The sequence below is a fragment of the Corynebacterium sp. HMSC068G04 genome (genome assembly GCF_001814885.1).
Lineage (GTDB): Bacteria > Actinomycetota > Actinomycetes > Mycobacteriales > Mycobacteriaceae > Corynebacterium > Corynebacterium hiratae.
Window position 1 is genome coordinate 154,659 of sequence record NZ_KV818338.1, and the last position, 8,247, is coordinate 162,905.

Consider the following 8,247-nt stretch of genomic DNA (forward strand, 5'->3'; position numbering starts at 1 on the left):
GGCACTTCCCCTTCCGTAAATTTTGAAACTATTAGGGTGCGTAATTACCTTCGGTCGATACTACTCGCGGTCCGCACAACACCGCGACTCCCTTCGATCCGATGCGCGTGACCACGAGAGTCTTGGCCGAGGAGCCTTTCAGTTTGAGCTTCTTGCGCAGCTGGTCCGGGTTCACGTCTTGCCCGCGTACCAGGATTTCCAGCGAGCCGACGTCGTGGGCCGCCATGGCCGCTTTTAGCTTCTTCATGGGGACCATCTCGATGAATTCAAATCCGGACGTGCCGTGAGGCAGGCGGTCACCGGTGAGGTAAGCAATGCGCGGGTCCAGTTGGTGCAGGCCTTCCCGCGCGGCGTAGTGGCGCACCAGCCCGGCGCGCACGATGGCGCCGTCGGGGTCGATGAGGAAGCGGCCGATGGGGCCGGCCTCAGGTAGCTCGTGCTCTGCGACGTCGTCGATGACGTCCGTGTGGATTCCATCTGGCGTGGTACTGAGGACCACTGCCCTTTTCCCTGTTCCCAGGCCTGGGGTGTACAGGCAGGTTTCCTTCACCCCTCCGTCAAGGCTGACTACGCAGGCTAGGCCTTCCCATTCGGAGTGGTCGATGCCGGGTGCGCATTTGATGGCCATCTCGCTGTGGGTGGCCAGCAGATCTGCTGGCGGGGGCAGAAGTTGGTCCAGGCGGGTAATGCGGTTACCGCCTCGGCGCCGGGCGGGGTCGGCGATGCAGACTTCGGCGGTGGTCGTGGTGGTCAGAGCATCAGCGCGAAAGACTGGGTGCTCAATGTTGTGCTGCGCCATGGCTACGCGCGAGGCGTCCAGGTCGCTGCCCACATACGTACCCGGGCGGTAGGCCTGACCTTCGGTGCCGATGGAGCAGGTGAGGTCGTGCACCAGGTCCACGGTGCGCTCACGAAGGAACTGCGCGCGGTAGGCCGCCACTGCGGGTGGAGTGGCTTGTTGGGCGGAGTCGTGGTCCATGAGCCACTGCCCCGGCAGCTTGCCGGAGCTGCGGGCTTGGATGAGTTCGGCCACCGCACGCCCGTAGTCACCGAACTGTGCCTGCAGCTTGGCGACGTCCCGCAGGTGCGCCTTCTTGGTCCCCTCCAGGTCTGCTGCAGCGGTATCGATAGCGGCAGCGTTCTCACGCAGGAAGGCAACTTCGTCCAGGGTGTAGCTCATGGTGCGCTTTTCTAGATGCGGTCGACGGGGAAAGTGGTGAAGTATTCGCGGTAGCGCTCGTCATCGCGCGGGTCGCCGATAATTGGGCGTAAGTCGGAGAAGGAAGCATCATCTAAGACCTCCTTGACCGTGGCATAAGAGGTCAAACGCTTAAGCTGTGCCCACGTCGGGATGGCTAGGCGGACCAGCCCGGCGCGCCAGCCATCCAAGACCAGTTGCGGGTCGAACCAGCCGGCGTCGTCGGCTTCGCCCGTATCCCCATCGGGTTCTTGGCCCTCGGGCAGTACACCGATGAAGAAGAAGGTGTCAAACCAGTGGTTGTTGTCTTCACCGGCCCAGCGGGACCACGGCAGTAGCATGTCGGCGTCGACACGCATGCCGTTGTGCTCAAGGAACTCGGTGAAGGAAATCTCGTGGGTTTCTAGCAGCTCGCGCTCGCGGTGGTAGCGAGAGGCGTCGGAAACCAAACCATCATCGCGGATGGCTAACAGCGTGCCGGCCTCCTCGAAAAGCTCCCGGGCGGCCGCGAAGACAAGGGCGTGTGCCTTGTACTTGGTCACGCCCATTCGCCGTGCCATGGAGACCACCGAGCTGCCCGCCCATAGTTCGCCGGAGTCCCAAGAACGCGGTGGGAAATCGCGTGGGTCTACCCCGCCGCCGGGAAAGACAACGTGGCCGGGGTAATTACGCATGGTGTGCACGCGTTCTTGGATCCACACGCGCAGCCCCTCAGTCGTATCGCGCAACAGGAGGACGGTCGCGGCCAGACGTGCCCCGTTAAAGCCCGTTGTTTCGCCAGGGTCGATGGCGTCAAGGCTGTCGTGGATGGACTGACTCATGCAACTTTCCGTGTCTGCAGGCTGGGGGCAGAATTCGAGAGGTATACGTCGAGGGTGTGTACCGAGGTTGTGTACTGAGAGTTATGTACTAGGGGTTAGCGGACTCGTCGGGCGAAGTACCTCTCCCCGATGCGATCCACCTGGATAGGTTGGTGGAAGGCCTTGGAAAGGTTTTCCGACGTCAGGACAGAGTTAATGAGTCCTTTGGCCACGACCTTACCCTCATCCAGGAGCATCGCATGGGTAAATCCGTAAGGGATTTCCTCCACGTGGTGGGTAATCATGACAATCGCCGGGGCATCCGCATCCAGTGCCAAGTCCCCGAGGTAGCCCACGAGGTCCTCACGGCCACCCAAGTCCATACCGGCGGAAGGCTCATCCAGGATGAGCAGCTCCGGGTTGGCCATGAGCGCACGGGCGAGGATGACGCGCTTCTTCTCACCTTCGGAGAGCGTGCCCCAGGTCCGCTCTGCTAGGTGTGCGGCGCCGACTTGCTCCAAGATGTCGTCGGCACGGGAGAAGTCCATGTCTTGGTAGTCCTCACGCCAGCGGCCGAGGACCGCATAGCCGGCAGACACAACGAGATCATCCACGCGCTCGTTGTCCGGGATGCGGTGCTGGACGGCGGCGGAGGAAATACCGATGGCGGCGCGCAGATCGCGCATATCCGTTTTGCCCAGGCGCTCGCCCATGAGGAAGGCGACACCAGCGGAGGGGAATTCTTCGGCGGCGGCCATGCGCACCAGCGAGGTCTTGCCCGCGCCATTGGGGCCGATGATGACCCAGCGTTCATCGAGCTCCACCTGCCAATCGACGGGGCCCACCAGCGTGCGCCCGCCGCGTCGTAGCTCGACGCCGCGGAAGTCAATCAACCAATCCTCGTCGGTTTCCATCAGTTCAGGGTCTTGCTGGCTCAATTGCTCTGGAGTGTTCACAGGCACCATTGTGGCCGATATCTTCCTTCCCCGGTGAAACTGACACAGCTGCATTATTCTATGGGCATGACACAACGCCTTGGTATCGACGATGTCCGCCCCTCCCTCTCCGGTAATGCCGCCTCGAAGGCCGTAGTCGGAGAGGTCGTTCCTGTCACCGCCCTGGTGTGGCGCGAGGGCCACGATGCCGTCGCCGCGACGCTATCGGTGTGGAACACCGAATCCCCGTCCACCTCCGCAGTGACCATGACGGTGGACCCGGAAGACCAGGACCGCGTCCACGGGGTGTTTACTCCGGCGACTCCCGGGCGTTGGTTCTTCCGCATCGATGCCTGGTCGGATCCGATGTCCACCTGGCGCAACGCGGTGGTCAAGAAGATGGAGGCGGGCCAATCGGCGCGGGAGCTCAGCAACGATTTGTTGCACGGCGCCGAGCTCTTCGAGGAGGCGGCCATCCAGTGCCCGAGCGATAAGGCGGAGCTGCTCTTTCAGGCGTCGAAGGAGCTCAAGGATGAGTCGGTGGACGTCGACAAGCGCGTGCGTACCGCGCTCTCCGAGGAGGTCGCAGAGATCCTCCACCACCACCCGCTGCGCCACCTGCTGGTCGAAGGTGACATCCACGAGGTCCTGGTAGAGCGCCGCGAGGCCCTCTACAACTCCTGGTACGAGCTTTTCCCGCGCTCGACCGGCGGCTGGGATGACGAGGGCAACCCCGTGCACGGCACTTTTAAGACCACAGCGCAGGCCCTCGAGCGCGTGGCTGCCATGGGGTTCGACACCGTCTACTTCCCTCCCATCCACCCCATTGGCGAAGTGCACCGCAAGGGCCGCAACAATTCGGTGGTGGCTGAGCCCGGTGACGTGGGCTCACCCTGGGCCATTCAGGACCACTCCACCACGCACCCGGAGCTGGGCACCATGGAGGACTTTAAGGAGCTGGTCAAGAAGGCCGCCGACTTGGGCCTGGAGGTAGCACTGGACTTGGCGTTGCAGGCCTCCCCGGACCACCCGTGGGCCAAGACCAACCCGGAGTTCTTCACGGTGTTGGCCGATGGCACCATCGCCTACGCCGAGAACCCGCCGAAGAAGTACCAGGACATTTATCCGCTGAACTTTGATAACGATCCGGATGCCATCTATGCCGAGATCTACCGCATCGTCATGATTTGGGTGGAGGCTGGTGTCACCACCTTCCGCGTGGACAACCCGCACACCAAGCCGGCCAATTTCTGGAACTGGCTGATCTCCAAGGTACACATCACCCACCCGGAGGTCATCTTCCTCTCCGAGGCCTTCACCCGCGCCCCGCGACTGTTCGGTCTGGCCAAGGCAGGATTTACGCAGTCTTATACCTACTTCACGTGGCAGACCTCCAAGCACGAGCTCACCGAGTTCGCGCAGATGCACGTGGAGCAGGCCGATATCTGCCGGCCCAACCTCTTTGTCAATACCCCGGATATCCTCCACGAGTCCCTGCAGACCGGCGGGCGCGCCATGTTCGCCATCCGCGCCACCCTGGCGGCCACGCTCTCCCCACTGTGGGGCGTGTACTCCGGCTTCGAGCTCTACGAGCACCAGGCCGTCAAGCCCGGCAGCGAGGAATATCTCGACTCAGAGAAGTACGAGCTGCGCCCGCGTGACTTCCAGGCAGCGCTGAAGTCCGGGGATTCCCTGGAATCCTATATTCGCCTGCTCAACGTCATCCGCCGCGAAAACCCGGCCCTCCAGCAGCTGCGTACGCTACGCTTCCACAACACCGATAACGAGGCCATCATCGCCTACTCCAAGGCCGATCCCGCTACCGGCAACGTGGTGCTCGTGGTGGTCAACCTGGATCCGCGCAATGCGCAGGAGGCCACGGTCTTCCTCGACCTCGCTGCGGTGGGCCGCCACCCGGGCGATCACTTCACGGTGCAGGACACCATTAGTGGTGCCGCCTACGAGTGGTCCGACCGCAACTTCGTGCGCCTAGAGCCGCTGCGTGACGTCGCCCACGTCTTCATCCTCCCGCCAGCCCACCATGACCTGCAGGAACGCATTGCGTGGCGACGTGTGAAGGACTACCGCGCTTAAGTTTTAAAGCGACTGAAACCCCGCGCTGAATCCGTACCCCCTTCATGGGTAGCGCGGGGTTTCTTTTCTGCCCCGCGAGCGGGTGTTCTTGGGTAATTTGGTCTGTATGAACATCCCGGCCTCAGACCTCGAACGCCTCAACCACTGCCGCCACCACGCGCCCCATGATTTCTATGGTTGGCACGACGGAACCGTCCGCACTCGCCGCCCCGGTGCCGAAGCCGTCGAGCTCGTCACCGCCACTGAAACCGTCGCCATGCGCGCGGTTGGGGATGATATCTGGGAGGCCCCGCTCGCCGAAGAAGCAGACTACCGCCTGCGTATCACCTACCCGGGCCAGCCCGCCTTCGAGGTAGCGGATGGCTACCACTTCCTGCCTACCCTGGGCACCTTGGATCAGCACCTCATCGGCGAGGGCCGCCACGAACGCTTGTGGGAAGTGCTCGGTGCCAACCTCAAGAGCTACACCACCGACATGGGAGTAGTCGAGGGCACCGCGTTTGCCGTGTGGGCGCCCAACGCGGAGGGCGTGGCCGTGGTCGGTGATTTCTGCGGTTGGAACCCTACCCAATACCCCATGCGCAGCCTCGGCTCCACGGGCATTTGGGAGGTTTTCATCCCCGGCGTGGGCGAAGGCGAGCGTTATAAGTTTGCGGTCCACGGCAAGAACTCCCCGCGCATTGACAAGGCCGACCCCCTGGCCAAGCGCACCATTGCCCCGCCGGAAACCGCCTCCGTGGTGGCCCGCTCCAGCTTCGAGTGGAGCGACGAGGAGTGGATGAGCAAGCGCACCGGGGACCTCGACGTCCCGATGAGCGTTTATGAGCTCCACGTCGGCTCCTGGAAAGTGGGCGCCAACTACAACAGCTTGCGCGAAGAACTCATCCCTTACCTGGTGGAGCACGGCTTTACCCACGTGGAGCTGCTGCCCGTGGCCGAACACCCCTTTGGCGGTTCCTGGGGTTACCAGGTCTCCGGCTACTACGCTCCCTCCGCGCGCTGGGGCTCCCCGGATGAGCTGCGCGCGCTTATCGACGAATTGCATAACGCTGGCATCGGCGTCTTCATCGACTGGGTGCCAGCACACTTCCCCAAGGATGAGTGGGCGCTGGGCCGCTTCGATGGCCAGGCACTCTATGAGCACCCGGACCCGCGCCGCGGCGAACAGGCTGACTGGGGCACGTACGTCTTCGATTTCGGCCGCAACGAGGTACGCAACTTTCTCGTGGCCAATGCCCTCTACTGGGCCGAAGAATTCCACATCGACGGCCTGCGCGTCGACGCCGTAGCCTCCATGCTCTATTTGGACTACTCCCGCGAGGAATGGCTGCCCAATATCCATGGCGGGCGCGAAAACCTCGAGGCCGTCCAATTCCTCCAGGAAACCAACGCCACCCTGAACCGCACCCACCCGGGCGTGCTCACCATCGCGGAAGAGTCCACCTCCTGGCCGGGCGTGACTGCACCGACCCACGAGGGCGGACTGGGCTTTAGCCTGAAGTGGAACATGGGCTGGATGAACGACACCCTGGAGTACTTCAAGCACGAGCCGATTCACCGCCGCTACCACCACGGTGAGCTCACCTTCTCCATGGTCTACGCCTACTCGGAGCGCTACGTACTGCCGTTTAGCCACGACGAGGTGGTGCACGGCAAGGGCTCCTTGTGGGAGCGCATGCCGGGCGATGACTGGAACAAAGCTGCGGGCCTGCGCGCGCTGTACGGCTACATGTTCTCCCACCCGGGCAAGCAGCTAATGTTCATGGGCCAGGAGTTTGGCCAGACCACCGAATGGGCAGAGGGCCACTCCGTGGACTGGTCCAACTTGGAGGGCTGGGGCAACGAGTGGCACCACGGCATCAAGCGCCTGGTGCGCGACCTCAACGCGGTGTACAAGCAACAGCCGGCCCTGTGGACCCAGGACTTTACACAGGACGGCTTCCAGTGGGTCAAGGCTGACGACGCCAATAACAACATGCTCGGCTACGTGCGCTACGGCAATGACGGCTCCGCCCTGTTGGCGGTGTGCAACTTCTCCGGCAGCTCGGTGCCCAACTATGACCTCTGGGTGCCGCGCGATGGCGAGTGGGAGCTGCTCATCAACACAGACGACGCCGTCTACCAAGGCGCTGGCAACGACCTTGCCCACCGCGTGCGCTCCGAAGGCAACCACGTCCAGCTGCACCTGCCGGCCAACTCGGTGCAGTGGTATGCCTTCCGTGGCTAGTTTCTCAAAATACAACTGCCCGAGTTGCCAAAGATCACCGCTGGGATCGAATTCCAGCCCCTAGTTTTGGCAACTCAGGCAGTTTCAGTTTTCAGTCCTGCGCGTGACCATCAAGGAAAGCTCTTACGCGAGCATCAATGTCATCGCGCAGCGCATCCATACGCGCTTCTCCCTCTAGGCCACGCACGGACGGGTCCTCAATCTCCCAACGCTCAGCCACTCCGTCATAGTCGGCATCACCGACGATGACGACGTGATCCACCGAAGACGCGAGGCCGGCATCAAGCAGCGTCGGCGTACCTTCCATGTCCGCTCCGACCTTTGCAAGGGAAGCCTGCGCCTCAGCGTTCACCCCCTGCTCACGGTGCTGTTCAGTGGTCTTTACGCCTGCAGAGTGAACTTCCCAATCGGGCGCATGCTTCCTAGCTAAGGCAGCCGCCATCTGAGACTTGCCCCGGTTGGTATTGCAAAGAAAAAGTACGGAGGTCATGCCTCCGCACTTTAGTCATATTGCGGTGTGTCTGTAGGACCAGATCCCTAGTTCTTCTTCACCGCGTAGTACACCGGCAGGGACTTCCAGTTGAATGTCACGTCCTGGACGTTCTCCGACCACCCGCCGACCACGTTCGGGTAGAACAGCGGGATGGAGGGAAGGTCACGCAGCAGCAGCTCCTGTGCCTGGTTGTAGAGCTTCGCGGCTTCCTCCTCGTTCGCGGCGCCGTTGGCCTTCACAATCAGTTCATCGAATTCCGGGTTGGAGTACTTCGAGTCATTCGAAGCTACGCCCGTGGTGAAGTTTGGCCCAAGGAAGTTACCCATCGAGGGATAGTCGGCGAACCACGCCGTGCGGTAGGCGCCGTCCATACGCTCGGTGCGGTAGGCATCGCGGAAGGACTTGAAGTCCGGGTAAGGGTTGCCCACGGCCTGGATTCCCAGCGCGTTGCTGATGCTGTTAGCCACCGCATCAGCCCAGTCCTTGTTGTCACCATCGGT

At 62.4% G+C, this 8,247-nt stretch carries 6 protein-coding genes and 1 pseudogene; 2 read left to right on the forward strand and 5 right to left on the reverse strand.

What is annotated here, in order from left to right:
* Positions 1-31: 31 nt before the first annotated feature.
* From HMPREF2993_RS09005 to HMPREF2993_RS09015, 3 genes are all read right to left on the reverse strand, one after another.
* Positions 32-1,180: a THUMP-like domain-containing protein gene (locus HMPREF2993_RS09005; protein WP_070702005.1), complete on the reverse strand. Its 1,149-nt coding sequence runs from the start codon at positions 1,178-1,180 to the stop codon at positions 32-34.
* 11 nt (positions 1,181-1,191) lie between these two features.
* The gene (locus tag HMPREF2993_RS09010) at positions 1,192-2,019 is read right to left on the reverse strand and encodes an NUDIX hydrolase (protein ID WP_070702007.1); all 828 of its coding nucleotides are present in this window, start codon (positions 2,017-2,019) and stop codon (positions 1,192-1,194) included.
* A 95-nt stretch (positions 2,020-2,114) separates the two neighbouring features.
* Positions 2,115-2,963 (reverse strand): ABC transporter ATP-binding protein, encoded by an 849-nt coding sequence (locus HMPREF2993_RS09015; RefSeq protein ID WP_070702009.1) that lies wholly within the window; start codon positions 2,961-2,963, stop codon positions 2,115-2,117.
* A 57-nt stretch (positions 2,964-3,020) separates the two neighbouring features.
* Here HMPREF2993_RS09015 and HMPREF2993_RS09020 point away from each other — a divergent pair, with 57 nt between their 5' ends.
* Positions 3,021-5,027 carry a maltotransferase domain-containing protein gene (locus HMPREF2993_RS09020; RefSeq protein ID WP_070702088.1) on the forward strand — a complete coding sequence of 669 codons (2,007 nt, stop codon included), beginning with the start codon at positions 3,021-3,023 and terminating at the stop codon, positions 5,025-5,027.
* A gap of 106 nt (positions 5,028-5,133) precedes the next feature.
* A complete protein-coding gene (gene glgB, locus HMPREF2993_RS09025) occupies positions 5,134-7,254 on the forward strand; it encodes a 1,4-alpha-glucan branching protein GlgB (RefSeq protein WP_070702011.1) in 2,121 nt (706 codons plus the stop codon).
* A 91-nt stretch (positions 7,255-7,345) separates the two neighbouring features.
* Here the strand turns inward: glgB and HMPREF2993_RS09030 are convergent, their stop codons facing one another.
* Complete coding sequence (locus tag HMPREF2993_RS09030) at positions 7,346-7,744, reverse strand: arsenate reductase/protein-tyrosine-phosphatase family protein (protein ID WP_070515586.1); 399 nt, start codon at positions 7,742-7,744, stop codon at positions 7,346-7,348.
* A gap of 47 nt (positions 7,745-7,791) precedes the next feature.
* A pseudogene (locus HMPREF2993_RS09035) lies at positions 7,792-8,247 on the reverse strand (ABC transporter substrate-binding protein); the annotation flags it as partial.

What these genes read in the sequence shown, in the direction of transcription:
- HMPREF2993_RS09005 (WP_070702005.1), bottom strand. Translation starts at nt 1,180, where the DNA reads ATGAGCTACACCCTGGACGAAGTTGCCTTCCTGCGTGAGAACGCTGCC.
- HMPREF2993_RS09010 (WP_070702007.1), bottom strand. Translation starts at nt 2,019, where the DNA reads ATGAGTCAGTCCATCCACGACAGCCTTGACGCCATCGACCCTGGCGAA.
- glgB (WP_070702011.1), top strand. Translation starts at nt 5,134, where the DNA reads ATGAACATCCCGGCCTCAGACCTCGAACGCCTCAACCACTGCCGCCAC.
- HMPREF2993_RS09020 (WP_070702088.1), top strand. Translation starts at nt 3,021, where the DNA reads ATGACACAACGCCTTGGTATCGACGATGTCCGCCCCTCCCTCTCCGGT.
- HMPREF2993_RS09015 (WP_070702009.1), bottom strand. Translation starts at nt 2,963, where the DNA reads ATGGTGCCTGTGAACACTCCAGAGCAATTGAGCCAGCAAGACCCTGAA.
- HMPREF2993_RS09030 (WP_070515586.1), bottom strand. Translation starts at nt 7,744, where the DNA reads ATGACCTCCGTACTTTTTCTTTGCAATACCAACCGGGGCAAGTCTCAG.